Annotated in this window: 22 protein-coding genes; 10 read left to right on the top strand and 12 right to left on the bottom strand. The window is 43.3% G+C overall.

Features of this window, described 5'->3' with window-relative positions:
- Positions 1-12: 12 nt before the first annotated feature.
- From EO131_RS03855 to fumC, 6 genes are all read left to right on the top strand, one after another.
- The gene (locus tag EO131_RS03855; protein ID WP_127019091.1) at positions 13-870 is read left to right on the top strand and encodes a transglutaminase-like domain-containing protein; all 858 of its coding nucleotides are present in this window, start codon (positions 13-15) and stop codon (positions 868-870) included.
- 57 nt (positions 871-927) lie between these two features.
- Positions 928-2,023 (top strand): peptide chain release factor 2 gene (prfB, locus tag EO131_RS03860; RefSeq protein ID WP_127019093.1). Its coding sequence is split into 2 segments (ribosomal slippage): positions 928-990 and positions 992-2,023, totalling 1,095 coding nucleotides; the frame shifts between segments, so codons are not numbered across the junction.
- A 140-nt stretch (positions 2,024-2,163) separates the two neighbouring features.
- Positions 2,164-2,511 carry an arsenate reductase (glutaredoxin) gene (gene arsC, locus EO131_RS03865; RefSeq protein ID WP_127019095.1) on the top strand — a complete coding sequence of 116 codons (348 nt, stop codon included), beginning with the start codon at positions 2,164-2,166 and terminating at the stop codon, positions 2,509-2,511.
- A 62-nt stretch (positions 2,512-2,573) separates the two neighbouring features.
- Entirely contained in the window at positions 2,574-3,044 is a 471-nt protein-coding gene (locus tag EO131_RS03870; protein WP_127019097.1) for a hypothetical protein, read from the top strand.
- 102 nt (positions 3,045-3,146) lie between these two features.
- On the top strand, positions 3,147-5,636 hold the full coding sequence (locus EO131_RS03875) for a TonB-dependent receptor (RefSeq protein ID WP_127019099.1): 2,490 nt from the start codon (positions 3,147-3,149) through the stop codon (positions 5,634-5,636).
- Between the two features lie 445 nt (positions 5,637-6,081).
- Positions 6,082-7,479: a class II fumarate hydratase gene (fumC, locus tag EO131_RS03880; RefSeq protein ID WP_127019101.1), complete on the top strand. Its 1,398-nt coding sequence runs from the start codon at positions 6,082-6,084 to the stop codon at positions 7,477-7,479.
- A 78-nt stretch (positions 7,480-7,557) separates the two neighbouring features.
- Here fumC and EO131_RS03885 read toward each other — a convergent pair whose 3' ends face one another.
- Positions 7,558-8,445: a hypothetical protein gene (locus tag EO131_RS03885; protein WP_127019103.1), complete on the bottom strand. Its 888-nt coding sequence runs from the start codon at positions 8,443-8,445 to the stop codon at positions 7,558-7,560.
- 164 nt (positions 8,446-8,609) lie between these two features.
- On the opposite strand from EO131_RS03885, the gene EO131_RS03890 reads away from it, so the two are divergent.
- A complete protein-coding gene (locus EO131_RS03890) occupies positions 8,610-9,401 on the top strand; it encodes an MBL fold metallo-hydrolase (protein WP_127019105.1) in 792 nt (263 codons plus the stop codon).
- Positions 9,402-9,468: 67 nt separating this feature from the next.
- Positions 9,469-10,161, top strand: a complete 693-nt coding sequence (locus tag EO131_RS03895; RefSeq protein ID WP_127019107.1) for a hypothetical protein — start codon at positions 9,469-9,471, stop codon at positions 10,159-10,161.
- 10 nt (positions 10,162-10,171) lie between these two features.
- Here EO131_RS03895 and ettA read toward each other — a convergent pair whose 3' ends face one another.
- From ettA to EO131_RS03905, 3 genes are all read right to left on the bottom strand, one after another.
- The gene (gene ettA, locus EO131_RS03900; RefSeq protein WP_127019109.1) at positions 10,172-11,863 is read right to left on the bottom strand and encodes an energy-dependent translational throttle protein EttA; all 1,692 of its coding nucleotides are present in this window, start codon (positions 11,861-11,863) and stop codon (positions 10,172-10,174) included.
- 29 nt (positions 11,864-11,892) lie between these two features.
- Positions 11,893-12,069: a CAL67264 family membrane protein gene (locus EO131_RS17075; RefSeq protein WP_164731607.1), complete on the bottom strand. Its 177-nt coding sequence runs from the start codon at positions 12,067-12,069 to the stop codon at positions 11,893-11,895.
- A gap of 71 nt (positions 12,070-12,140) precedes the next feature.
- Entirely contained in the window at positions 12,141-13,124 is a 984-nt protein-coding gene (locus EO131_RS03905; protein WP_127019111.1) for a Gfo/Idh/MocA family protein, read from the bottom strand.
- Positions 13,125-13,185: 61 nt separating this feature from the next.
- On the opposite strand from EO131_RS03905, the gene EO131_RS03910 reads away from it, so the two are divergent.
- Positions 13,186-14,814 carry an acyl-CoA carboxylase subunit beta gene (locus tag EO131_RS03910; protein WP_127019113.1) on the top strand — a complete coding sequence of 543 codons (1,629 nt, stop codon included), beginning with the start codon at positions 13,186-13,188 and terminating at the stop codon, positions 14,812-14,814.
- 1 nt (position 14,815) lies between these two features.
- On the opposite strand, the gene EO131_RS03915 is transcribed toward EO131_RS03910, so the two are convergent.
- From EO131_RS03915 to EO131_RS03935, 5 genes are read right to left on the bottom strand one after another with little or no spacing between them, the layout of a single operon-like run.
- Positions 14,816-16,561: a TonB-dependent receptor plug domain-containing protein gene (locus EO131_RS03915; RefSeq protein WP_127019116.1), complete on the bottom strand. Its 1,746-nt coding sequence runs from the start codon at positions 16,559-16,561 to the stop codon at positions 14,816-14,818.
- A gap of 40 nt (positions 16,562-16,601) precedes the next feature.
- Entirely contained in the window at positions 16,602-17,948 is a 1,347-nt protein-coding gene (locus EO131_RS03920) for a M24 family metallopeptidase (RefSeq protein ID WP_127019118.1), read from the bottom strand.
- Positions 17,949-17,977: 29 nt separating this feature from the next.
- On the bottom strand, positions 17,978-19,051 hold the full coding sequence (locus EO131_RS03925; protein ID WP_127019120.1) for an AMP-binding protein: 1,074 nt from the start codon (positions 19,049-19,051) through the stop codon (positions 17,978-17,980).
- Positions 19,029-19,967, bottom strand: a complete 939-nt coding sequence (locus EO131_RS03930) for a CPBP family intramembrane glutamic endopeptidase (RefSeq protein ID WP_127019122.1) — start codon at positions 19,965-19,967, stop codon at positions 19,029-19,031. Before EO131_RS03930 ends, EO131_RS03925 begins: the two co-directional genes overlap by 23 nt.
- A complete protein-coding gene (locus tag EO131_RS03935) occupies positions 19,958-21,010 on the bottom strand; it encodes an o-succinylbenzoate synthase (protein WP_127019124.1) in 1,053 nt (350 codons plus the stop codon). Before EO131_RS03935 ends, EO131_RS03930 begins: the two co-directional genes overlap by 10 nt.
- Before the next feature lie 46 nt (positions 21,011-21,056).
- Here EO131_RS03935 and EO131_RS03940 point away from each other — a divergent pair, with 46 nt between their 5' ends.
- Complete coding sequence (locus EO131_RS03940; protein WP_127019126.1) at positions 21,057-21,851, top strand: SDR family oxidoreductase; 795 nt, start codon at positions 21,057-21,059, stop codon at positions 21,849-21,851.
- On the opposite strand, the gene EO131_RS03945 is transcribed toward EO131_RS03940, so the two are convergent.
- From EO131_RS03945 to menA, 3 genes are all read right to left on the bottom strand, one after another.
- Complete coding sequence (locus EO131_RS03945; RefSeq protein WP_127019128.1) at positions 21,852-23,813, bottom strand: sensor histidine kinase; 1,962 nt, start codon at positions 23,811-23,813, stop codon at positions 21,852-21,854. It lies immediately after the preceding gene.
- Positions 23,814-24,348: 535 nt separating this feature from the next.
- Positions 24,349-25,101, bottom strand: coding sequence for a LytR/AlgR family response regulator transcription factor (locus EO131_RS03950; RefSeq protein ID WP_127019130.1), 753 nt, complete (start codon positions 25,099-25,101; stop codon positions 24,349-24,351).
- Between the two features lie 33 nt (positions 25,102-25,134).
- Positions 25,135-26,043, bottom strand: a complete 909-nt coding sequence (menA, locus tag EO131_RS03955; protein ID WP_127019132.1) for a 1,4-dihydroxy-2-naphthoate octaprenyltransferase — start codon at positions 26,041-26,043, stop codon at positions 25,135-25,137.
- Position 26,044: the final 1 nt, after the last annotated feature.

The following is a 26,044-nucleotide window of genomic DNA, read 5'->3' on the forward strand; positions in this document are numbered from 1 at the left end:
AAATGCCGCTACATGTCCTACGAATATGAAATAGACTACGACACCCAAAATTCCTATGAAAAAGGGCTTAATGAAGCATTCTGGCAATTTTTGGTAATCCCCGAGGATAACGAGACGCAAGAGGTCTCCTACTGGCATTTTGAAAACGACCTGGGTGAGCGTAACAGTGTATCCATCAATGGACTGGGCTTTAAAACGGTACAGGTGCGGTCCAAAAAACAAGTGGACCATATTAATTTCAACGCCCATTTTAAAGTGGTCAAAAAGGAAATCAATCCCTTCGATTTTGAACTGCCATCAGACCTTGAGGCAGAACGGGCCCATTTAAACAGTCTCGAATTTAAAGTGGATCACGAACCCTACCTTCGAAAGACCCGTTTTACTACCTTACCGGAACAACATCGATCCTATTTCGAATTCGATAGGTCCATTTCCATTTTTGAGAACCTAACGCATTTGAACCACTGGACTTTCGAGCATTTGTACTTTAAGACCGGGGTGACCGATGTGAACACACCACTATCGGAAATCATCGAAAAAAGGCATGGCGTATGTCAAGATTTTACACATCTTTTCTGTGCCATTGCCAAATACAATGGAGTGCCGTGCAGATATGTATCAGGGTACCTGCACCAAGGACATGGCTTTTTTGGCGATTCGCAAATGCATGCTTGGGCCGAAGCCTTTGTGCCCAACGTGGGATGGATCGGATTTGACCCCACCAACGACCTGTTGGCCAGCCATAACCACATAAAGGTCTGCCACGGAAAGGATTATACCGATTGCGCCCCGTTAAAAGGCGTTGTTTATACCCACGGAGCCAACGAGACCAAATATTCGGTATTCGTAAAAGCAGCCCAACAACAATAGATTGATAGCGTCCATGTGCCGAAAGAACCTTACTTTTGCCCGAAAATTAAACGTTACATGATAACTACAGATCAGCAAAAAGATCTTATTGAGCGCCTTGGTGCGTTAAGGAGGTATCTTTGACATTGATGCCAAGCTCATCGAAATAGAGAACGAGGAAGAAAAAACCCTTGCTCCCGGTTTTTGGGACAATCCACAAGAAGCCCAACAACAAATGCAAGTCCTAAAATCCAAAAAGAAATGGGTCGAAGACTTCAACGAGGCTTCCACCTTGGTTGATGATCTGGAAGTATTGTTCGAGTTCCAGCAGGCCGGTGAAGTTACCGAAGAAGAAGTGGAAAGCCAATACAACAAAGCCCTTGAACTCATAGAGAACCTCGAGTTCAAAAATATGCTTTCCGATGAAGGGGACGAATTGACGGCCGTACTCCAAATCACAGCGGGTGCCGGGGGAACCGAAAGTTGTGATTGGGCCTCCATGCTCATGCGCATGTACATTATGTGGGCTGAAAAACATGGCTACAAGGTCAAAGAACTCAACTATCAGGAAGGTGATGTGGCGGGTATAAAAACCGTAACCCTCGAAATTGAAGGGGAATATGCCTTTGGTTGGCTCAAAGGAGAAAACGGCGTACATCGATTGGTGCGTATTTCCCCATTTGACAGCAATGCCAAAAGGCACACCTCATTTGCTTCGGTGTATGTGTATCCCCTTGTGGATGATACCATAGAAATTGAGATCAATCCTTCGGATGTGGAAATTACCACGGCACGATCCAGCGGTGCAGGTGGGCAGAACGTGAACAAGGTAGAGACCAAGGTACAGTTGGTGCACAAACCTACCGGTATTCAAATCTCCTGTTCCGATTCCCGTTCCCAGCATGATAATCGTGCCACGGCCATGAAAATGTTGAAATCGCAGTTGTACGAAATCGAACTTCGAAAAAAACTGGAAGCCCGTGCTGAAATCGAATCCTCCAAAATGAAAATTGAATGGGGTTCGCAAATCCGAAATTATGTGATGCATCCTTACAAATTGGTGAAGGATGTGCGAACCGCAGAAGAAACCGGAAATGTGGATGCTGTTATGGATGGTGATCTGGATCCGTTCCTAAAAGCCTATTTGATGATGATGGGGCAAAAAGAGGAGTAATTTTATGTGGGTTAAAGTATAGGGTGAGAGGTGAAGGGTAAAGTACCATTTGGAGCCAAGAGCCAAGAGCCAGGAGCCAGGAGTCAAGACTTAGAACTCAGAACTCAGAACTCAGAACTTAGAACTTAGAACTTAGAAAAATGATCAAAATATACCATAATCCAAGATGTAGAAAATCCAGGGAAGGTTTGGAAATCTTGGAAAAATCAGGAAAAACCTTTGAAATTGTCAAGTATTTGGAAGATACTCCATCCGAGGAAGCATTAAAAACCTTGATCGGATATTTGGGTATTGCACCGTTGGACCTGGTACGCAAGAACGAAACTATTTGGAAAGAACAATTTAAGGGCAAAGATCTTTCCGACGATGCGATTATCAAAGCAATGGCGACGCATCCCAAATTAATTGAGCGTCCCATTGTGGTCAATGGTAAAAAAGCAGTGATTGGCCGACCACCGGAAAAAATCAACGACATCCTATTACCTTGACCGTCAGAAGATTTTAACACTGGCCTTACTTCTTTATTCGGTCAAAAACTTATCTTTATCACATGAAAAAGACACAGTTACTTTTCTTTGGCATTCTTTGTTTGGTGTTCTTGTCCACCAATGATTTGATGGCACAATATGGTTATGGTTCACCCTATGGCTCGCGTTATGGCAGACAGCAAAGTATTGTTCCCAATGCTGGACCAACTCCTTCCCAAAAAGAGGAAACCCCTCCCACCGCGGAAGAAATTGTGGATGAACAAATGCCCGCAATCAGTGAGGAGCTGGATCTCGACCCTTTTGAACAGGCCGTTGTCAGAACTTCCCTTCTTTCATCAGTCCAACAGAAAATCGAACTGCAGATCTTGCAATTGGAGCCCCTCAAAATGAAGGAAGAGTTCGAAAAAATCGATGCCCGGTTGGATGAGGAATTAAAGGCTGGTCTACCTGAAGAAAAGTACAATGCTTTTGTTGAGCTCCAGAAAAACCGATTCAAGGCCAAAAAGAAGAAAAAAAAGAAGAAAAAAGATTAACAATTCTTTAAGGTCATTCACAGGATCAATTGTGTTGTTGGGAGACAAATATTTCTTCTCGTCCTGAATTCCCTGCAACTTTGCCGCAACTAAAATCAAACTATGCACAGGATTATTATCCCGTTGTTGATGTTGGCGGTAACTGTTGTGACCGGTCAAGTTCGGCAAAACCAAAATACCATTACTATTTCCGGAAAAGTGATTGAATCCGATACCGGACAACCCTTGGAATATGCTACCTTTGTACTTCAAAATGCTGATGAACCCGATAAGGTAACTGGTGGGATCACAGATACATCGGGAGAATTTTCAATTGAGACAGCGCCAGGAAAATACAATATAAGGGTTGAGTTTCTTTCCTTTAAAACATATTCCCTTAATGGGCAAACCTATACTGCCTCTACCAACCTTGGTGCCATCCGTCTACAACCTGATGTAGCCCAATTGGAGGCTGTGGAAGTGGTTGGGGAACGTACGACCGTGGAAGTCCGTTTGGACAAAAAAATATACAATATCGGGAAAGATATCACCACCAGTGGAGGTAATGTGAGCGATGCCCTGAACAATATTCCTTCCGTATCCGTGGATGTGGAAGGTGGCATAAGCCTAAGGGGAAATGACAACGTGCGTATTTTGATCAATGGCAAACCTTCCGCTCTGGCAGGATTTGGTTCCACCGATATATTACAACAATTACCTGCTGATGCCATTGAAAAAGTGGAAGTGATCACCAGTCCTTCAGCCCGTTATGATGCTGAAGGCACCGCTGGAATCTTGAACATAGTGCTGAAGAAAGAAAAAACCTTGGGTATCAACGGATCTGTCAACACATCCATCGGTATCCCCTTTAATGCCCAAGCAACAACCAACTTCAATATTCGAACCGATAAATTCAACATATTCAACACGTTGAGTTACTTTCATCGTGAATCGCCAGGGAATGGTAGGTTCGACAATAATTACTTGACCGACGCCAGCCAGTTCGACAGAATTTTGGAAGATCGTGATATCACGAGAAACGATGATGGTCTTAGTTTAAATTTGGGCATGGAGTATTTCCTAACGAAGACCTCCTCCATTACCGGTAGTTTCTTTTATCGACTTTCCGATGAGAACGACCTTACCGAAAACGACAACCAGCGGTTTGTGGATGGCAGTTTGAACAGTAGGACCTTCAGGAGCGAAGATCAGGGGGAGAAGGACAACAGTCGACAATTCTCGTTGAACTATACCAACAACATCAATGATGAGGGTCACCAGTTAACGGCCGATTTCCAATTCTCCCACGATAATGAAGATGTGCTTACCCAAATCCAAGAAAGCAACACCGTTCCCAATACCGATTTGTTGGCTCGTGAGAACATTTACGAAAACCAGACCGAGGACGACGTTTTGGCCCAAGTCGACTATGTGCTCCCCATTGGCGATGCCCAATTTGAAGCCGGTTACCGGGGTACGTTCAAAAAAGAAGTGAACGATTACCAGTTGGATACCCTCAACCAGGGAAGTGGACAGTTTGAGACCAATTTTGACCTTACCAATACCTTTACCTATAATGAGAATGTAAATGCCTTATATACCCAATATGGGAACAAATTTGGTAAAATATCCTTTTTATTGGGGCTACGATTGGAAAATACGGAGCTGAAAGGAAGCGTGGATGCCAGTATCGATAGTCAGGCCTTGCAGGATATTGTAGGTCAGGATGTAGACCTGAACTTCGAAAAAAATTATTTGGGTCTTTTCCCAACCGTCAACCTTATTTACGAGATTTCCAAAACCCAAAATATTTCCATTGGTTACAATAGAAGGATCAACAGACCTCGTGGCTGGTTCATCAATCCTTTCCCATCGCGATCTAGTAGGACCAACGTTTTTCAAGGTAATCCCGATTTGGATCCCGCTTTTGCCAATGCCTTTGATATCGGTTATTTGAAACGATGGAAAAAACTCACTTTGACTTCTTCCGTTTATTACCAAAGGGAAACCAATTCCTTTGAGCGCATACAAGAAGAAACCGGCGAGGTAACCTCGGATGGTATCCAGATCATACGTTCTGTACCCATCAACCTTTCCACTAACGAACGGGTGGGTGCCGAAGCGGGTATCATATACAATCCAGCACGATGGGTGCGTATAAACAGTAGCTTTAACTTTTTCACCTTTAAATCGGATGGTTCCTTCAACGGCGTGGATTATGGAACGGAAAACACGAGTTGGTTTGCCCGATTAAGCTCCAAGTTTACTTTGCCTGGCAAGATCGATCTTCAGGCCAATTCCTTCTACATTGGACCAAGACAAAACGCTCAGACCGATACCAAGGGCATGTTCTCCTTAAATCTCGCCTTGGCCAAGGATGTCTTCAAGGACAAAGCAACTGTGACTTTGAACGTGAGCGATGTCTTCAACTCAAGAAAACGGATGTCGTTTACCCAAACCCCAACGTTTACTTCAGACAGTGAATTTCAATGGCGGGTGCGACAGGTGAACCTTTCTTTTATCTATAGGTTCAACCAGCCGAAAGAACGAAATAACCGAAGAGGCAATAACCGACCTGATGATCGGGATGAAGAAGGACAATTTCAAGGATAAACCAAACCCAATTAACCAACCTAAACTAAAAAAGAAGCCAAATTGGCTTCTTTTTTTATTGTTGAAAACAACTTAAACCTAGGTTTGGAACAAAACCATTGTAAACAAAAAAGAAGCCGACCGGCTTCTTTTTTTATTCTTCAAGTTGGGCTCTTTTGGCCTCTTTTCTTTCTTTAAACATTTCCCGAAGGTTGCCGATCAACCAATACGGTACAACAAAGGTCAACAAGAAAATCATCAACCAAAAACCAATGGTTAAAATGGTTAAAAACGCTAAAAATCCTAAGTATTGGTCAAATTCAAACATTTTTCTTCCTTTAGTTGTAACAAAGATACTTTCTTCTTCTGTAAAAAAACAAATCTTGTTTGAAAAAAGTGTATTTCTCCATGTGGATTACCAAATAAATCCCCTAAGGGTTACCTTTGTAAAGCTAAAATTTACATCATGGATTTCAGAATAGAAAAAGACACCATGGGCGAAGTAAAAGTGCCCGCGGACAAGTATTGGGGTGCCCAAACAGAGCGTTCCCGCAACAATTTTAAAATTGGTAGTCCGGCTTCCATGCCATTGGACATTATTTATGGTTTTGCCTATTTGAAAAAAGCGGCGGCCTACGCCAACCATGAATTGGGGGTATTGAGTATTGAAAAGCGTGATCTGATTGCCCAGGTTTGTGATGAAATCATGGAGGGCAAATTGGACAATCAATTTCCCTTGGTAATTTGGCAAACCGGTTCCGGTACGCAGAGCAATATGAACGTGAACGAGGTGATTGCCAACCGTGCCCATGAACTAGCCGGTAAAAAAATCGGGGAAGGTGAAAAAACAATCCAACCCAACGATGATGTGAACAAGAGCCAATCCTCCAACGATACGTTCCCCACAGGTATGCACATTGCAGCCTATAAGAAGATCATGGAAGTGACCATTCCCGGGGTGGAACAGTTAAAAAACACCTTGGACAAAAAATCAAAGGAATTTAAAAATGTGGTGAAAATTGGACGGACCCATTTAATGGATGCCACTCCCCTCACCCTTGGTCAGGAATTCTCGGGTTATGTGTCTCAGTTGGAACATGGGTTGAAGGCCCTTAAAAATACGCTGGCCCATTTAGGAGAGTTGGCACTTGGAGGAACTGCTGTGGGTACAGGGTTGAATACCCCAAAAGGATATGATGTTCTTGTAGCGAAATATATTGCCCAATTCACCGGGATGCCCTTCGTGACCGCAGAAAACAAATTTGAGGCACTCGCTGCCCACGATGCCATTGTGGAAAGCCATGGTGCTTTGAAACAGTTGGCCGTTTCCCTGAACAAAATTGCCAATGATATCCGAATGATGGCTTCCGGTCCCCGTTCGGGCATCGGTGAGATCATCATCCCGGCCAATGAACCCGGAAGTTCCATTATGCCTGGTAAGGTAAACCCAACCCAATGCGAGGCCATGACCATGGTTTGTGCACAAGTAATGGGTAACGACGTCGCCATTAGTGTCGGCGGTACGCAAGGTCATTATGAACTGAATGTATTTAAACCCGTAATGGCTGCCAATATTCTACAATCGGCCCAACTATTGGGTGATGCCTGTGTGAGTTTTGATGAGCACTGTGCCTCTGGAATTGAGCCCAACCACGAAGTAATCAAGACCCTTTTGAACAATTCGTTGATGCTGGTGACTGCCCTGAACACCAAAATCGGGTATTACAAGGCCGCTGAGATTGCCAATACGGCCCATAAAAATGGTACCACGTTACGAGAGGAAGCCATTAACTTAGGCTACGTAACCCCTGAAGAATATGATGCTTGGGTAAAACCCGAGGATATGGTGGGAAGTTTGAAGTAAACCTTTTCCAAAAAAACAAAAATAAAAAGGCCCGTCCAATGTTGGACGGGCCTTTTTGTGTATTATGGATAGTGTGTCTTACTTCAACTCGAATTTGGAAGTACCCAACAATTTCAATTGGCTGTCATACACATTTACCATGTAGTTTCCTTTTTGGAATTCACTAGCTGGCTTGTTGATGTAATCACAAACATCCAAAGAATCGTTTTCGTAGTAGAAATTGGTAGACTTGCTGTAGGTTACGGAAGCACCTTCTTCAGTTGATTTGGAGAAGCTGTCTCCCAATACGTTTCCTTGTGGGTCCAATACTTCGATGTAGAATTCCCTGTCACCTGCTTCAGCAATTACGTTTTCAGCGATAGTGAAACATACTTTGAATTTGTCGGTGGCACGGGCTCTGGAAGTAGAAACCAATTTTCCACTGGTTCTTTCTTTAACGGCATCCACAGAGAATTTGGAAAGGCTAAGTGCAGAACCTCTTTCCACAGCATCAGCCAATTGGGTGTTCTGTACGATCAAAGAATCGTTGAATACGGTTTGTTTTTCCAATTCAACAAAAGTGCTGTCCCTTTGCATGGCCAACAAGCTGTTGGACTGGGTCAAGGAATCCACTTGCTTCAATAGTTTTTCTCTTTCAGCTTTAAGAACGCTTACTTGTCTTCTGTAACGGGAAAGGGTGGAAATGTCAGCCTTCATGCTCTGTACGGAGTCGATGTACTTGGCGATGTTGTCCCTTGCGGCAACCAATTCTTCATTGGTGGCATTGCTTTCCAAGATGGCCTTGTCATATTCGGCTTTCAAGTTGTTCAAATCATTGACAACCACTTCTTTTTCTTGGGTAAGCGCTTCAGTAGTTTTTTTCTTATCCTGGTAAAGGCTAATGGTGTAGATGATGGTTCCCAAAAGAACAACACCCAATAGTCCGGCAATTACCTTCAACCCATTATTGTTTTTTGCTTCAGTCATAACTTTTTAATTTAATTGATTCTCGTTTAAGGTTTTTAATCAATCGTGTTTGGTTTATATACGCCTCAGATGTTTATTTGGATCATATCATTGGAAATTATCTTTAAAAAAATTTAATAAATACCTGAAATCCCCTATTTTTAAAGGAATCTCAAAAAAGCCACATGAAAAGAAATTTTATCATCACCAGCTTATCCATTATTCTGATGATGGCCTGTAAGCAGAAAGAAAACAAGCAAGAAGCTACCGAATCACCCTCCGAAGAAGTTGCGATGGAAGCTCCGGCCGAAGTTAACATCACACCCATTGAACACGCCACAGCGGTAATGGAATGGAACGGAATTACCTTATATATGGACCCTGTTGGTGGAAAAGCGGCCTTTGAAGGGCAAAATTCCCCAGATATCATCCTAATTACAGATGAACATGGCGACCATTACAATCTGGATACCCTAAAGGAACTGGATACCCAAAACACGACCATCATTGCACCACAAGCAGTTGCCATCCAGATGCCGGAAGAACTTTCTTCCAAAGTAACCGTTTTGAAAAATGGGGAGACCAAGACATTCTCCGGAATTTCTGTGGAAGCCATTCCCATGTACAATTTACGGGAAGAAGCGTTGAACTTCCATACCAAAGGCAGGGGCAATGGCTATGTATTGACATTTGGTGATGAACGCATCTATTTTTCGGGAGATACGGAAGATATTCCCGAAATGCGGGCATTGCAGAACATTAACAAAGCGTTTGTGTGCATGAACCTTCCCTACACCATGACGGTTGAAAGTGCAGCCGATGCGGTTATTGAATTTAAACCCAAAGAAGTCTATCCCTATCATTACAGAGGACGTCCAGATGTGAGCGATGTTGCAAAATTCAAGACCTTGGTGAATGAGGGCGACCCCAATATTTCGGTAGTACAATTGGATTGGTATCCCAAAGATGATTTTTGATCACACAAAATAATACCCGCTTTTTACCGTTAGGATAACAAACTAGAACCAAATCAAATACTTAACCATGGCTCCCAAATCCCGTGTTTTAGTAGTTGTGGCGCTATTTATTGCCACAAATGCTACGTTTTCCCAACAATGTGATAATTTTTATTCCAAAGTAACCTACGCGCTCAACCATTGTAAAAAGGCCATGTCGGCCACCAATTTTGAGCATCAGATGTACTATGCCGATAGGGCTTGGACCGCTTTGGAAAAAGCAAAGGCATCCCAAGGGGATTGTAATTGCGAAAAAGCAGAAAGCAAGACCATCGATGCGATGGAAACCCTTGACAAGGCCATTGAGCCTGCCGATTGGGAAGCTGGTCGCTTCTTTACCAAAAAGGCGTTGGGCCAGATCAATGAATTGATTACCCTAATCGACCAATGCACCTTAGGCACTTCCGTTACAGCCAGCGCCGATGATTATGATTCGGAGGATGTTGCAGCTACCGATCAGGTTGAAGCCGAAGTGGCCGCTGCACCGGACAATTCCATGGAAATGGAGATGATCAAGGTGTTTGAAAAACATGCCAACGACAAACTCCAATCCGCTGAAAAGGCGATAGAGCAATTGGTGGAACTATCCAAAACCATTGGAACAGCTTCGTCTAGCTCAGACCAAGACCCCAATAGTTTGGCTGCCCATCAAAAAGCGTACTTGGAACGCGCCAAAAAGCTATTGGAATCCGGACTTAAAAATATAGGAAGCGAGGAATAATAATCCCTGCTTAACGAATCAATTTCTTATACTTGATACGCTTGGGCATAATATCACCGCCCAGGCGTTTCTTTTTGTTCTCCTCATAATCGGAGAAGGAACCTTCAAAGAAATAAACTTGGGAATCTCCCTCAAAAGCCAAAATATGGGTACAAATCCGATCCAAGAACCATCGGTCGTGTGATATGATCACCGCACAGCCCGCAAAGTTCTCCAGACCTTCTTCCAAAGCTCGTAAGGTATTCACATCCAAATCGTTGGTGGGCTCATCCAGCAGTAACACGTTGCCTTCCTCTTTTAGGGTCATGGCCAAATGCAATCGGTTTCGTTCCCCACCAGACAGCATATTTACCTTTTTATTCTGCTCGCTGCCCGAGAAATTGAATCGACTCAAATAAGCCCTGGAATTAACCTGTCTGCCACCCATCATTACCAACTCCTGACCATCACTGAAGTTTTCCCAAATGGTCTTTTCTGGATCAATATTGGAATGCGATTGATCCACATAGGCAATCTTTGCGGTATCACCCACCACAAACTCGCCTTTGTCCGGCGTTTCCTCCCCCATGATCATACGGAAAATGGTGGTTTTACCGGCTCCGTTCGGACCAATGATGCCTACGATGCCTGCTTGTGGCAAATTAAAGTTAAGATCTTCATACAGCAATTTATCACCGTACGCTTTGCTAACGCCTTTGGCTTCGATTACATTGGTTCCCAAACGAGGTCCATTGGGGATGTAGATTTCCAGCTTTTCCTCTACCTGTTTTTGATCTTGACTTAGGAGTTTATCGTAATTGTTTAAACGCGCTTTTTGTTTGGCATGTCTTCCTTTAGCCCCTTGTCGCACCCACTCCAACTCCCGTTCCAATGTTTTCTGACGTTTGGAAGCTTGTTTGCTTTCTTGTGCCAAACGTTTGGCCTTTTGGTCCAACCAACTGGAATAGTTGCCTTTCCATGGGATACCTTCACCTCTGTCCAATTCCAAAATCCAACCAGCTACATTGTCCAAGAAATACCTATCGTGCGTCACGGCGATCACCGTTCCTTTGTATTGTGCCAAATGGTGTTCCAACCAGTGTACCGATTCGGCATCCAAGTGGTTGGTGGGCTCATCGAGTAAAAGTACATCCGGTTCTTGCAACAACAAACGGCAAAGGGCCACCCTTCTGCGTTCCCCTCCTGACAACACCGCAATTTTTTTATCGGATTCCGGTGTACGTAGCGCATCCATGGCGATTTCCAACTTGGTATCCAGCTCCCAGGCATTGGAGGCATCAATTTGGTCTTGAAGCGCAGCTTGCTTGTCCATCAACTTCTGCATTTTATCAGGATCCTCATATACTTCAGGAAGCCCAAACATATCGTTGATCTTGTTGTATTCATCAAGGATCGCAACTGTTTCGGCCACACCTTCCTTCACAACTTCCAACACAGTTTTGTTTTCATCGAGTTGCGGTTCCTGCTCCAAATAACCCACCGTATAACCCGGGGAAAAAACCACATCGCCCTGATAGTTTTTATCCACCCCGGCAATGATCTTCAACAAAGTTGATTTACCCGAACCGTTAAGACCCAGAATACCGATTTTGGCACCGTAGAAAAAACTCAGATAAATATTTTTAAGCACTGGGGTGTTGGCCGTTTTATAGGTCTTGGTAACCCCGGACATTGAAAAAATGACCTTCTTATCGTCTGACATGTGTAGTAATTAAAAGTTTAGAAACCAGGTTACACCCTACCTTTTAGGGCATTAAAAACCCAAGCAATGGCAAAAAAGCCGATACCGACCGCCCCAAATCCGTAGCCGGCGACTTCATCATATTTGAATGCACCAAGTGCAATCATTCCCAATCCAACAAAAATCATGATCCATGTGGCCCAAGCGAGCACTGTATTCTTATTCATTCCCATTGTTAATCGTTCTGTAGCCGTCAAATATCGGAAAAAATGCAATAATCTAAATGGGTTGCGTGCTATTATGTCTCAAAAGGGAAACGGATGCCGCAAATTTTACGGACCTTGTCCAAAAGCCAGGCTAAATCCAAACTATTTTGATGTGACCAAAGGTCACTTTCAATCTTGTTTGCCCGTAAACAACGGTTCACCTCCAAAATTTCATAATAATACCCGTTTCCTTTCAATGGGAGTTCCACTACCTCTTCCAACTCACCCTTCACCATTCGATACCCTCTGGCCTCATGCCATCTGGGTCTCAAAAAGATTTCACCTTGTGAACCTGAAATTTCAGCCTCCATATGGGAATTACTGGTAAGACCACTGTACAGGACCGCTTGTGCGTTGGGATATTGAAAAATCATACTGGTCTGCAGTTCCGTGCCATTTTCGTGAAAATTGGAGGCAGCCAAAATAGTTTCGGGCATTCCCAACAACAAATACGAAAGAAAAATGGGATAAATGCCGATATCCAAAATGGAACCGGATGCCAAATTAAGATTCAATATTCGGGAATCCTCGTCGCGATCGAGTCCATAAAAAGCGAAATCGGCATGTAAATAGGTTAGGTCACCGATTTGCCCTTGCTCCACTTTATCTTTCACCTGTTGAATCGTAGGGTTGAATCGTGACCAAAGCGCTTCCATCAGAAACACATTGTTCGCTTTGGCAACAGCAACCATTTCCTCCACTTCCGCCCTACTGATGCCCATGGGTTTTTCGCAAAGCACGTGTTTTCCATTCTTCATGGCTGCAATGGCCAAATCTTTATGAAAATTGTGCGGAGTGGCGATATACAGAGCGTCCACCACATCGGATTGAAACAGTTCGTCATAACTGCCAAAGGCATGGGGAATGTTGTATTCTTTGGCAAATGCTTTTGCCCGTCCCAAATTTCTTGATGCGACCCCGGTCAATTCTGCATCGTCAACAAGACTTAAATCTGAAACAAATTTTGTGGCAATTTTTCCAGGGCCCACAATGCCCCATCTGATTTTGGTTTCCATATATTCCAAAAGTAATGATTATTACTCCTTATCTTTAGCCGACAAAACGAATTGAAACAAAATGGATCTTACCTTCAATAAAAACGAAGACCATAATAAATTAAAATTGTCCGAACTCCGACGAAAACTGGCTCAAGTAAAACTCGGTGGCGGTAAAAAACGGATTGAAAAACAACATGCCAACGGTAAGATGACCGCCAGGGAACGAATCGAGTTCCTGTTGGACAAAGATGCCCCTTCCATAGAAATTGGTGCCTTTGCTGGTGACGGTATGTACGAGGAACATGGTGGCTGTCCATCCGGAGGAGTCGTGGTAAAAATCGGATACGTTCAAGGCAAACAATGTGTGGTGGTGGCCAACGACGCCACGGTAAAAGCCGGGGCCTGGTTTCCCATTACTGGAAAGAAAAACCTTCGTGCCCAAGAAATTGCCATAGAAAACAAATTGCCCATTATTTATTTGGTGGACAGTGCCGGGGTGTACCTGCCCATGCAGGATGAGATTTTTCCGGACAAGGAGCATTTTGGACGCATTTTCCGAAACAATGCGATCATGAGCAGTATGGGAATCACCCAAATTGCAGCGGTGATGGGCAGTTGTGTTGCTGGAGGGGCTTATTTGCCCATTATGAGCGATGAAGCGCTGATCGTGGATAAAACAGGCAGCATATTTTTAGCAGGCAGTTATTTGGTAAAGGCCGCCATTGGCGAGAGCATTGACAATGAAACCCTAGGTGGCGCAACCACCCATTCTGAAATAAGCGGGGTTACCGATTACAAAGCGAAGGACGACAAAGATGCACTGAACAAGATCAAAAGCATTGTAAGCAAAATCGGCGATTTTGAAAAGGCTGGCTTTAATCGAATCGCGGCAAAAGCACCTTTGGAAAACCCGGAAGATATTTATGGCATCCTCCCAACCTCCCGGAGTGACCAATATGATATGTTGGAAATCATCAAACGATTGGTGGACGATTCCGAATTTGAACAATATAAAGAAGGTTATGGCAAAACGCTGTTAACCGGCTATGCCCGTATCGATGGTTGGGCCGTAGGCATTGTGGCCAATCAAAGGAAGGTGGTAAAGACCAAAAAGGGTGAAATGCAATTTGGTGGTGTGATCTATTCGGATTCAGCGGACAAGGCCACGCGTTTTATAGCGAACTGCAACCAAAAGAAGATTCCATTGGTGTTTTTACAGGATGTGACGGGCTTTATGGTCGGAAGCAAGAGCGAGCATGGTGGAATCATAAAAGATGGAGCGAAAATGGTAAATGCGGTGAGCAACACCGTGGTGCCCAAATTCACCATTGTGGTTGGCAACAGCTACGGAGCTGGAAATTATGCCATGTGCGGCAAAGCGTATGATCCGCGCTTGATCTTGGCCTGGCCAAGTGCCGAATTGGCAGTGATGAGTGGTAACTCTGCGGCCAAAGTATTGTTGCAAATTGAAAAGGCTTCCTTGGAAAAAAGTGGCGAACTTTTGGATGCCGAAAAAGAGAAAGCGCTATTCAATAAAATCAAACAGCGCTACGATAATCAAATTTCGCCGTATTATGCCGCTGCCCGGTTATGGACCGATGCCATAATTGACCCATTGGATACCCGAAAATGGATATCCATGGGCATTGAAGCCGCAAACCATGCCCCCATTGAGAAAAAGTTCAATATGGGTGTGTTGCAGGTATAGCCTATTTGGATTGTACCACTTGCGAAGGTAAATTCAAATTAAATAAGTGTAAGTTGGATCCCTTTAGGCCCAATTGAAATACTTTTACTTCTTTTCGTTGCAATTTGCAACCGAAATTGCGGTAAATGGTTACTTTAATATAGGTTGGTGTTAATTGTTTATTTCCATGATATGCAGCATTGATCTGCCAAACTCCCGGTAGTTCATCATCCATTAAAAAATCGGCCATGGAATAACCCAGTTCCTTTTCTGAACGAATTCGGTCCGACATATCTTCCAAAGTGTGTTTCCATTTATAATATTGATTGCCAGGGTTCACGAACTGTAATTCAAACTCCGCTTCTGAATCGTTCCATTCAAACACCAATCGGGTGGAAAAGTCATCATCTTCTGTTTTCACCCTGGATTTTATCTTCAGGGTACCATTATCCAATGCGAAAATATTGTTTAATTCCCGCTTCATAATTTTTGATAAATCAACAGTATCCTTTGGCAACATGCCTTCATCCTGAAGATAGGCATGTCTTGCATAAAGCGTTGCAGCCGATTCTGGCATACCTACATTGCGGTAACTATTGGCCAAGTCAATGAAGCTTTGGGCATAATCCGGACGTAATTTATAAATTTGCTTGTATGTTTCGTGGGCTTGCTTGGATTTTCCCTCCTCTTCCAACACATAGGCAAAGGCTTTCAGCGCAACAGGGTCATCGGCAAACATGGAATTGAACTGTTGCAGGAGTTGGTCGGCAAATTCCTGATCGTTCCATGTATTCACAAAATATCGGTAGCTTTCCAATACAAAAGGATATGACCTATTATATTTCGAAGCGTAATCCCGGTACACCGAATTGGCCTCCTCTTTATTTTTGGCAGCTTTCAAATCCCTAAGGTATTGGGGGTAATTATCTGCTATAGCCTCATTTTTTAGCGCTTTCCTATCATATATATTATTTCGAAGCCTGGCTTGGTCGTAGGGTTTTCCGTTGGCATCAGCTGGGTAAGGATTGTTCATCCTCGTATTCACCACAATGATTCCGGCTTGCCCTACACTACCGTATCGTATGGTGGCGGATAACCCTGATAATACTGCAATACGCTCTATATCGGCAGCTGCCAGCCAATCGGGATATTCATTATAGACCAAACCATCTACATCATAACTTACGCTAGTTTTTGCACCATTGCCCAAGGTGCCGAGTTGTCTTAGGTAGATACGATAATATGGTGGTTGGGAAATGGGCTCTACACGCACTCCGGCAATTCTCCCCCTTATTGCATCAGCAAGACCGATTGCGCCTTGACTGATGCTTTCCTTATCCAGCAATCCGACACGATAGCCCGTTTTTTCCGTGTCCAAAAACCCAAAGGATGTTCTTATGATTCCTTTATTGGAATGAAACTCCAAAAGTTTTTCTTGATATGTTTTTGTTCTTTTATCAGAAACAGTTACCCCATCCAACTCCTCCACCCTCGGCTCCATATGGATGTTCAATATTCGGGTAACATCTTCTGTGATAATTTTTATGGTATCCATGCCCATAAAAGTAAATTGGAGCTCTTCTTTGGGTCGTGCCAAAATTTGATACCAACCTTCCGAGTTGGATGTAGTCTTATCTCCAGACATCAAATTGACCACATGTACGGGTGACAATGGCTTTCCATCATTGGAAATACGGCCTTGAATGGATTGTTGGGCATGAACACCCCAACCTATAAAACATAACAAAACAATAGATAGTAACCTCATAAAGCAATGATTAGTAGATGGTTACTAAATTTACAAAAAATCAGTTGCCCAATTGTGGCTTTGGCCTAGGAATTAACATTAATTTAGTTTGCCTACCATTGATGTACCGAAAACCATCCTCTCCAAAAAATCCTGGCTCTTCCAACATGATCCGGATATCTCTTTTCCATTCGGGAATATGCACGGTGGCATTCAGTTCAATGGCGTATGCCGTATTAGGGTTCAATGGATAGTTTTCCCCATCATCCTTCATAACACCGCCTTGGGCATCCCACATGCCAATGGTAGTTCCTGCGGAATGGCCATAAGTTCCCAATGGATGGGTATAAATGGCCGGTTTGAGTCCGGCTTCCTTTGCTGCTTGCAGGGCCTTGGCCAAAATGTCGTTGCCCACCCTACCCTTCACCATGTTCTGGGTCAAAAAGTCCTGTACACGGTTGCCGTCCTTCAATGCGTTCACCAAAAAGGTCGGAGCTTCGGTTTCCTCAGGAAGTAATACATAGGCCAATTCCTGACAATCGGTGTTGAGGCGCAAATAGGTAATTCCGAAATCACAGTGCAACAGATCCCCCCTTTGAATTACGGCATTGTCGGGCCTTCCGGAGAAGGAGTACAAATGGCTTACCAGCTCCTCACTGGTGCGTTGTATGTCCACTGTGGGGTGAAACCAGGTCTCCAATCCCAAATCAGTCACCTTTTGGCGCATCCACCACTCCACTTCGGTGGTTGTGGTAATGCCCGGGGTAATTACTTTTTCTGAAAACGCCTCTGCGATAATATCATGGGTTATGTCCACCAATTGATTAAAAATGGTCATTTCCCGTGGTGTTCGGGTTTCAATCCATCGAACGGCCAATTGTTCGGCCGAGGCCACCTTGGCATGGTATTTTTTTGGAAGATGGACCATGAACTCATCATAGTCGGTTTTGTCCAATCCATCAGCAATGTTGTGGTCCTTGGAAAAATTAAGACCTATGGTCTTGGGATCGCGCTCCTCGATCAGCTGCATCAACCGTTTCCATTGATCGGGCTCTTTTTCCTTGTCCCAAGCTGAAATAATGCTCTTGCCCACATTGTAACGGGCGACCGCCAATTTATCAATGGTATTTTTTGCTTTGTCCCTATAAAAAAGGAGGATAGTTCGTCTGCGCGCATTGAGCCAAGTGGCGGGCAACATGGTTTTGATCACGGGATCTTCGTTGTATTCCCTGGAAATCACGATCCACATATCTATGCCGGTATCGTCCATTAATTTTGGTAGTAGGGTATTGAAACGTTCTTCCAAAATCTCGTCCACTACCCTAGCTCGTTCCGCTTCGGGAAGAATTTGTTGGGAGATGGCACAAATAGGGAACAGCAACAATAGGAAATAAATGGTTTTACGCATGGAGGTTATTTTTTACGGAAAATACAATCTTACATGATTTGCTGCAAGGTTTTTTCACGGTCAATCTTTTTTGTAGGCGTCTCTACAAACGATTTTACAAAGTAAACAGCCTTGGGAACTTCATATTTGGAAAGCGCATTGGCAGATTTAATTTCTTCCAACAATACATTCGGCTCCTTGGGTTGACCCTCCAGAATCAGAACAAGCTTTTGTCCCAAGGTGACATCGGCGACTCCCGCGACAAAAAAACGGTTCGTGATCAAATCCGAAAGTTTCGCTTCAATCTGTTCAGGAACCAATTTAATACCACCGGAATTGATGATTGAATCGAATCGGCCCAACCACGTAAATTGGTTATGGGATATCAATTCGACCAAATCATTGGTAACGATCTTACTATCGGAAACGTTTGGGGCGTCGATCACGAGACATCCTCTTTTGTCGATGGTAACCGAAACATCGGGAAGCGTTTCAAAGTAGGATTTTGGGTCTGGGGCCAATTCCTTCACGGCAACATGGGTAATCGTCTCCGTCATCCCATAGGTTTCATAGGCCGGGATTCCGGATTTGGATAGCTCCTCTTTTAAAATACTATCAACAGGGGCACCGCCTATGATCAATTTTTTAATTCTGGATAAATTTGAAATGGATTGCCGTACCTGTAACGGCACCATGGCGGCAAAATCGTACGCTTTACTGTTGTTATCCAAAGGAGCGGACGATGGATTCACATAGTCCAAATGCAGGCCAAGCACCATGGCACGGACCAACATCATTTTGCCGGCAATGCCCGAATAGGGCAAACACAATAAGGCCGTATTCTTGGGTGCCAATTTAAAAAAAGAGCCCGTCGCCAAGGCTGAGTTGATCATGTGCTCCTTTTGCAACTGGATTTTTTTTGGCTTCCCCGTGGAGCCTGAAGTGAGGACTTCCAAAATAGATCGTTCCGAAACCCAATCCAACAAAAAATCGCCCATGGAAATTTCATGGTCCTCCCCTTCCTTTACCAGACTATAACCTATTTCGACGATATCCTCCTTGGTATAGGCTGCTCCGTTGAGTTTAAAGTCGGGGTGAATATTATGCCAAATCGGATTCGCCATCAGTGATTGCTACAAATTCCTCTTTCGTCATCACACGGCCGAACAGTCGTTCTTTCCAATTGGTCCACCCGTATTTCTTTGAAAAAATGAACAGTAAAATGGGATAAACCACGAATACGGGAATCAAAACGTCCCAACCCAAGGCCGGTTCGGAAATATCCTTGTAAATGGAATCGGTTTGGAAGGCCGTCCAATCCGCGGTAACCAATAGTGCCGTAATTAAATTATTGGCAGCATGAAAACCAAGGGCGAGTTCCAATCCTTCGTCCATCAACGTCAAAATTCCCAAGAAAAACCCAGTTCCAATGTAGAAGGTCAAAATTCCATGGCCCAATTTTTCCACTTCGGGATTGGCAATGTGCATCAAGCCGAACAAAGTGGAGGTTACTACCAAGGGTATCCATTTTGTTTTGGTCCAGATTCCCAACCCCTGCATCATATGCGCCCGAAACAAATATTCCTCAAAACTGGTCTGTAACGGAATTAATAGAATGGCAATAATGGCGAGCGGGATAAATTTTACCAAATTAAAGTTGAGTTCATATTTTTCGGGTGATAGATAGACATCCAAGCCTGTCATTAAAATGGTCACCACTCCCCACAGCCCAAAGGCAAACATAATACGCCTCCAATCGATTTTCTTTCTTGAAGTGGTCAATGATGTTATGGATTGTTGATGAACAAACCATGTCCACCCTAAAACGACGAACAATCCGACTACCAATGGGGCCAAAAGAATAATCAAGACCAAGTTGGTGCCAAATTGATCTATAATCTGCTGCATGGCCTCCTCCATATTTATATCGGAATTGAGGGTCAACACATAATTGTAAATCATGAACCCAATAAAACCCAAAGGCAGGAACAGATATTTCCAAAGTCCGATTTCCCCTTTATAACCTTGTTCTATGTACATATTTCTTCAATTAAATTCGTATTCCACGATTTTTTTAGATCGTAATAAATTTCACCACGCTTAACTACGAGTGGACTTTCAATATTATTGGTGTACAAACTACCGGTGCCCAAGCCTTGCGGCATTGTGGGTTTCAATGTATAGGTCCATTGCGCAATGGCATTCAACCCGATATTGCTTTCCAAAGCACTGGTGACCCACCAACCGACACCTTGTTTTTCTGCTAAGGCAATCCATGTTTCGCTTCCATGAAAACCTCCTACCAAACTCGGTTTAAGAATGATGTATTGCGGTCGTATAATTTGTAGCATTTTCTCTTTTTCCGTTACATCCAACACGCCGATCAACTCTTCATCCAGGGCAATGGGCAGCGAAGTATCCTCACACAACTTGGCCATGGCATCCCATTGTTTGGGTTTGATGGGTTGCTCAATGGAGTGCAATTGAAATTCGGCCAGTTGATTCAATTTATCCATGGCGTCCCCCGGTGTAAACGCGCCATTGGCATCGACCCTGAGCTCAATTTCCTTAGGGGAAAAGTTGTTTCGAATCGATTTTAGAATTCCGATTTCCGTTTCAAAGTCAATGGCCCCAATTTTCATTTTGATACAACGGAAACCTTCCTGCAATTTTTGTTCCAGCTGGGACAACATGAACGCTTCGCTGCCCATCCAAATGAGCCCGTTAATGGCTATTGGTGCTTCTTTTTGTGTGAAATTTGATGGAAAAAGTTCGAAAGGATCTTGGGAATGTAGGGACAAAAACGCTTGTTCCAATCCAAATTGAATGGAAGGAAATGTGGCCAGTTTCCCCAATAGTTGTTCTTTTCCCAACTGTATGTTCTGGCAAACCCAACGTAATTTTTCCTCGTAATTGGGTACGTCGTCCACGCTGAGTCCCCTCAAAATACCACATTCCCCAATACCGAACCGATCATTGTCCCGTAAAACAAGGAACCATGTCTCTTTTTGGGTCAATACGCCACGTGAAGTGCCACTGGGGACTTTAAAATCGAGGATGTACTTTTTATAGCTTGCTTTCATCGAGTGCCCCCAAATTTAACTATATTTTGAATCTAAAATTTAAAGCATGTCGAAGATTGCAGGAAAAACCATTTGGATCACAGGAGCCTCTTCAGGAATCGGAAAAAGTTTGGCCCTGGCACTCAGTTCCCGAAACTGTAATTTAATCCTTTCTGCACGCAATGCAGGAGCCCTGCAAGAAGTAAAATCACTTTGTGGAAATGGCGACAACATCGCTGTACTTCCCTTGGACCTCAATGACCATGAAGGCATGAATGAAGTTGTCAATAATGCCCTATCGCTTTTTGGTAAGGTGGACATTTTGGTGAACAATGCTGGGATAAGTCAACGGTCATTGATCAAGGACACGGACTTTTCGGTGTACAAAAAATTGATCGATATTGATTATTTGGGCACGGTGGCACTTTCCAAGGCGATTTTGCCTCATTTCATCCAAAACCAAAATGGACATTATGTTACGGTCACCAGTTTAATGGGCAAGTTTGGTTCTCCTTACCGATCGGGTTATTGCGGTGCCAAACATGCACTTCACGGCTTTTTTGATGTTATGCGCATGGAACATGAAAAGGATGGGGTAAAGGTAACATTGGTTTGCCCCGGTTTTGTGCAGACCAATGTGGCAAAAAATGCATTGACCTCGGATGGTTCTCCACAAGAACAGGATGATGTGGCCACCCAAAACGGTGTAACACCTGAATATGCCGCCCAAAAAATGATCGCAGCCATTGAGAAAGATAAATTTGAAGTCTATATCGGGGGCAAGGAGATCAAAGGGATATACCTGAAACGGTTCTTTCCCAAACTGCTCCATAAAGTAGTGCTGAAAAGTCAGGTACGCTAACTAACTGAAATTGAACCAAAACCGAACCCCGTCGGCATCGCGGTCAATGTTCAATTTGGATTGCAATTGGTTCACCAAACGATTGATCAAACGCAATCCCATGGAGGAATTGGTGTGTTCATCCGTTTCTTCGGAAAGGCCTACACCATTATCGGTGTATTCGAAATAACCTTGATCGCCATTCTTGCGAAGGTGGATATAGATCTTGCCGTTTTCATCACTTTCCGGAAACGCATATTTGAAGGAATTGGAAACGAGCTCATTCAAAATCAGTCCAAAAGGAATGGCCCTATCGATATCCAATTCTGTCCCTTCAGCATCGATGGTGATGCTAATGTTGTGTCCACCCTTTTTGTACACCGACTGCACGCTGTTGATCAAACTTTCGATATAGCCCTGCATCTCGATTACGGATAGATCATCGTTCTGATACAGTTTTTGGTGGATCAATGCCATGGCCTTCACCCTGCTCTTTCCTTCTTCCAAGGCTTCAATGGCAGCTTTGCTTCGCGTATTTTTGGTCTGTAGGCTCAACAAACTGGATACCATCTGAAGGTTGTTCTTTACCCTATGGTGAATTTCTTTCAAAAGCGAATCCTTTTCCACCAACGCATTTTCAATAATGTGTTTCTGCTCGGCGATTAAACGTTGGTTTTTAATACTTTTCAAATAGGCATAAACCAAACCGGCAAAACCCATCAAGGTAAATATCAACGAAATGAAAACCAGATTGATACGTTCATCCTGTGCCTTCAATTCATTTCTTGCCAACTCGTTGATCCTTTTCTGCTCATCAATGATGCGTTGGGTATTTTGGTTGTCCTCATTGCCCACAACGGTAACCAATTGCTGGCGGATAAGATTGGCCTGTTTTTGGGCAAGGGAGTCCTTTATACGTTCGTTGCGCTTGTAATAGAGGGAGGCATTCTTAAAATTTTCGGTCTTGTCATAATACGCGGCCAACAAACTATTTCTCTTAATGGTCTGGTCTATGTTGATATTTTCAAACTCCATATCCAGAAATTTCTTGGCCGTGGCGAATTTTTCCAATTGTAAATTTGCCTCTGCCAAAAACAAGGTGTTTTCCACCACATCGGACCGGTCGGCATTGTTCGGGGATGCCTTCAAGACTTCAATGCTACTTTCCAATAAGGGGATGGCGGTTTCATACTCCCCCATCTTAACGTGACATTTGGCAATATCCCCATCAATTTTGGCGCTTAAAAGCTCTGTTTCAAAAATATCGTCCTCGGTACGTTGCACAGAGATATCATTGAGGTATACATTCAAATATCCCTTTGCCTTGTTCAATTCCCTGATTGCTGTGGGGGCCGAATCATCCAAAAATAGGTAACTACCCATTTTACTGTGGTATTTGGCCAAACCATAGGAGTCGTTATCGGCAATGGTAGGCTTCACTTCTTGGGCATATTGTTGCCAAGCTTTGCGATACAGGCCCAGGTTGGCGTAAATATCGTAAAAGGCCACGTTATTGGTAATGCCCAATTCCCGCTTCACTTTCCGTATCTGAATTTGCTTGTCGTACAACTGAAGATTGGCATAGTTATCATCGAGTACGTCCAAGACTTTGTTCCGTGCTTCCACATCCAAGGACTCCTTTACATCAAATAGATCTTTGGCCAAGGCTGTACTCTTGTCATACTCGCCAAGATCGTTGTACAATTGGGCCTCCATCAACAAATAAAGCCTCGTGGCTAGGGTATCGTTGGTTTTTTCGGCATTGGCGAGATACACTTTAACCGTATCCAACCAATCGTAGGCAGAATTTACATTGTAGCGGTTAACGGAATGAAAGAAAACATCGTACCGCCCAGATGGTGCATCCGTATCTTGAAATTCCTTTAAAACACTCTGCTCATCATCCAATAGGGATTGAGCCGAACCTTCCAAGAAAATAACAAAACAAAAAAAGGTGAATAAAAGTCTTACGTAACGTTCCATCAATTTTTTTGATACGGTGACTTGGTCTATCACAAGCCCCCATATTGTTTGTGCCCACTTTTCCTTTATTGCCCCAAAAAATCCTTGAAGTTTCAGTGAAGAAAACCATCGCTGAAAACAAAGTATGGGGTATATAAAGAACGTTAGTTTGCTTCCAAAATTAAATCCTAGCCAAAAGAGTTACCCAGTATTGTTGTGAAAGTTCCTTATTCTGTTGTGAAACGAACCCCACTGTATGTAAAGTGGCATTTTATCGATGTTTTGTGCATTTCATGGAATTGAAGGGTAGACATCGAACCGTGGAAAACAAAAAAGGCCTTGCTTTACCAACAAGACCCTTTTACGAGAACACTATATGAAAATGAAAAAATTACTTTCTTAATTATTAACACTGCTAAAGTACAAGCGAGGCTTCAACCCAAGAAAATATTGTTGTGAACCTTCCAAAAGTTGTGGTGGACCACATAAATCATATATAGGAACAAAAAAAAGTGCCCAAAACGGGCACTTTCAAATCGTTAATATGAGTGAATCATCAACTGTTCATCGATGAGAGAATGAACTCCTTGAAATCCTTCGAGATTGGAATCAGGTTATTGTTGATCACAATGTCTTTGGAATTGATGGCATCGATATGATCTACATTCACAATATAAGACTTGTGTGCCCTGTAAAATTTGTTCTGTGGTAATTTTTCCAGATAATCCTTTAATGGTGAACGTACCAAAAATTTCTTATCCGCCGTATTCACTTCCAAATAGACATTGTCCGCCTTTATAAATTGGATGTCCTTAAACTGAATTCGGTAATACAAGTGCTGTTTCTTCACAAAGATGGAATCACGCAGCACGGAATTGGAAGTGAAGCTTTCGCCCGCTTCATCAATTTCCTTGGTATTTTCCTTTTTGGAATAATTGAAATTCGACAATGCAATTTCAATGGAAGTGTACAAATCTTGTTGCTCAAAAGGCTTGACCAGATAACCATCGGGTTTAACGGTCTTGGCATTTTCAACGGTAGCCCTATCGGAGTTGGAAGTGACAAAAATGAAAGGTATGTTATACTGGTCCCTTATGTGTTTTCCAAGATCAATACCAGTCTTGTCGGATGCCAAAATAATATCGATCAACACCAAATCCACTTGGTTGTTCTTCAATACTTCAACAGCCTGTTCGTAGACAATTACGTTGTCCACAATCTCGTAGCCAATCTCCTCAAGCATGGACTGCATGTCATCGGCAATGATGACATTATCCTCAACGATTAGAATTTTAATTGGTTGTTCCAAGTTTTTTATAGTTTATCTGGTTGATAATCAAATTTACAAAAAAATATTTACTGCCATGAAGAGGAGAATCGCCAGTAAAAATGTGCTCAAGGCCACTTTTTTCAACTCCCCATCCAACTTGCCCGGATCTTTTGTCAACATCACTTTGCGCAGATGAATCAAAAGTGGTACAAACGCTATCATAAAAAGCGACACCTGCCAAGGCAATCGTTCTACACCAATATAGATCAAAAAACATATCAATGCGATGATAATCAACAAAAAATGGTATTTTTTTCCATTTTTATATCCCATTTTAACAACTAGGGTATGTTTGCCATGCTTTTTGTCGGAAACCACATCCCGCAGGTTATTTAGGTTAAGTACCGCCACGCACAACAGACCAACGGCAATTGCTGGCCAAACCGATGGCCAAAACCAAGTTTTCGTATATAGAAACATGCTACCGAGCACCCCGAGCAGACCAAAAAATAAAAAAACAAACAGGTCGCCCATTCCCCGGTATCCATAGGCATTGCTGCCCACCGTATATTTAATGGCGGCCCAAATGCTCATTATGCCCAAAAAAAGAAAAAGAAGAATAAGTGGTAAGTCTTCCGTGCCAAATGCGAAATAGATCAGAATTACCGCAAGTGCCATGGAAATGGCTATGGAAGCTATAATGCCTTTTTTTAAGGTGGTACGCGTAAGAAGTCCGCTCTGCAGTGCCCTTGCCGGACCAATACGATCTTCGTTGTCCGTGCCTTTGACCCCATCTCCGTAGTCGTTGGCAAAATTGGAGGTGACTTGAAAACCAACGGTGGTCAACAAGGCCAACACAAAAATCCCAGTATCAAAAAAACCTTGTTTTATGGCCAAGGCCGAACCCACAATGATTCCCGAGAGAGAAAGGGGAAGTGTACGTAATCTGGCAGCCTGTACCCAGGCCTTAGCATTTCCCAAC

The organism is Flagellimonas beolgyonensis (genome assembly GCF_003992615.1).
GTDB classification, from domain to species: domain Bacteria; phylum Bacteroidota; class Bacteroidia; order Flavobacteriales; family Flavobacteriaceae; genus Flagellimonas; species Flagellimonas beolgyonensis.

Bases quoted from the DNA above. Each gene is read 5' to 3' on its own strand.
- EO131_RS03930 (WP_127019122.1), bottom strand. From the start codon at position 19,967: ATGTACATAGAACAAGGTTATAAAGGGGAAATCGGACTTTGGAAATAT.
- EO131_RS03945 (WP_127019128.1), bottom strand. From the start codon at position 23,813: ATGGAACGTTACGTAAGACTTTTATTCACCTTTTTTTGTTTTGTTATT.
- EO131_RS03875 (WP_127019099.1), top strand. From the start codon at position 3,147: ATGCACAGGATTATTATCCCGTTGTTGATGTTGGCGGTAACTGTTGTG.
- EO131_RS03920 (WP_127019118.1), bottom strand. From the start codon at position 17,948: ATGCGTAAAACCATTTATTTCCTATTGTTGCTGTTCCCTATTTGTGCC.
- EO131_RS03925 (WP_127019120.1), bottom strand. From the start codon at position 19,051: ATGGCGAATCCGATTTGGCATAATATTCACCCCGACTTTAAACTCAAC.
- fumC (WP_127019101.1), top strand. From the start codon at position 6,082: ATGGATTTCAGAATAGAAAAAGACACCATGGGCGAAGTAAAAGTGCCC.
- EO131_RS03895 (WP_127019107.1), top strand. From the start codon at position 9,469: ATGGCTCCCAAATCCCGTGTTTTAGTAGTTGTGGCGCTATTTATTGCC.
- EO131_RS03935 (WP_127019124.1), bottom strand. From the start codon at position 21,010: ATGAAAGCAAGCTATAAAAAGTACATCCTCGATTTTAAAGTCCCCAGT.
- EO131_RS03855 (WP_127019091.1), top strand. From the start codon at position 13: ATGTCCTACGAATATGAAATAGACTACGACACCCAAAATTCCTATGAA.
- EO131_RS03940 (WP_127019126.1), top strand. From the start codon at position 21,057: ATGTCGAAGATTGCAGGAAAAACCATTTGGATCACAGGAGCCTCTTCA.
- EO131_RS03915 (WP_127019116.1), bottom strand. From the start codon at position 16,561: ATGAGGTTACTATCTATTGTTTTGTTATGTTTTATAGGTTGGGGTGTT.
- EO131_RS03870 (WP_127019097.1), top strand. From the start codon at position 2,574: ATGAAAAAGACACAGTTACTTTTCTTTGGCATTCTTTGTTTGGTGTTC.
- EO131_RS03905 (WP_127019111.1), bottom strand. From the start codon at position 13,124: ATGGAAACCAAAATCAGATGGGGCATTGTGGGCCCTGGAAAAATTGCC.
- EO131_RS17075 (WP_164731607.1), bottom strand. From the start codon at position 12,069: ATGAATAAGAATACAGTGCTCGCTTGGGCCACATGGATCATGATTTTT.
- EO131_RS03885 (WP_127019103.1), bottom strand. From the start codon at position 8,445: ATGACTGAAGCAAAAAACAATAATGGGTTGAAGGTAATTGCCGGACTA.
- arsC (WP_127019095.1), top strand. From the start codon at position 2,164: ATGATCAAAATATACCATAATCCAAGATGTAGAAAATCCAGGGAAGGT.
- EO131_RS03890 (WP_127019105.1), top strand. From the start codon at position 8,610: ATGAAAAGAAATTTTATCATCACCAGCTTATCCATTATTCTGATGATG.
- ettA (WP_127019109.1), bottom strand. From the start codon at position 11,863: ATGTCAGACGATAAGAAGGTCATTTTTTCAATGTCCGGGGTTACCAAG.
- EO131_RS03910 (WP_127019113.1), top strand. From the start codon at position 13,186: ATGGATCTTACCTTCAATAAAAACGAAGACCATAATAAATTAAAATTG.